Consider the following 639-nt stretch of genomic DNA (forward strand, 5'->3'; position numbering starts at 1 on the left):
GGGGTGCTGGTGGGTGTCCTGGCCGTCGGCGCGCTGGCCGCCGTCGAGGTGACGCTGGCGCTGGTCACGGCGGCCCGGCAGTGGACGCAGCTGCGGCCCGGCCTGACCCGGGTGGCCGACCTGCTCGACGCGGAGCCGCCGACCGCGCCGCCCGCGACCGGTCGTACCGACCTGGCCGGCCCGCACGAGCTGCGCTTCGTCGACGTGACGGTGCGGTACCGGGCCGGCGCGGCGCCCGCGTTGGACGGGGTCAGCCTGGACCTGCCGGCGGGACGCCGGATCGCGGTCGTCGGCCCGAGTGGCGCCGGCAAGAGCACACTGGCCGCAGTGCTGACCGGCACCGTCCGGCCCGCGTCCGGCCGGGTCACACTCGACGGTCACGACCTTTCGGCGTACGCCGAGGAGGCGCTTCCCCGCGCGGTCGGCGGGCTGCTGGCCGAGGCGTACGTCTTCCACGCCACGGTGCGGGAGAATCTGCTGCTCGGGCGGCCCGCAGCGGGCGAGGAGGAGCTGACCGCCGCCACCGCCGCCGCCGGTCTGCTGGACTGGGTCCAGGCCCAGCCGGCCGGCTGGGACACAGTGGTCGGCGAGGAGGGCGGGCAGCTCTCCGGTGGGCAGCGGCAGCGGCTGGCGCTCGCC

General features: G+C 77.6%; 1 protein-coding gene. It reads left to right on the top strand.

Annotated features, from left to right (window positions below; genetic code table 11):
- Positions 1-639, top strand: a 639-nt coding sequence (locus KBX53_RS35035; protein WP_210864043.1) for an ATP-binding cassette domain-containing protein, incomplete at both ends; no start/stop codon positions are given.

The sequence above is a fragment of the Micromonospora sp. M51 genome (assembly GCF_018070305.1).
In the GTDB taxonomy this organism is placed as follows: Bacteria; Actinomycetota; Actinomycetes; order Mycobacteriales; family Micromonosporaceae; genus Micromonospora; species Micromonospora parva.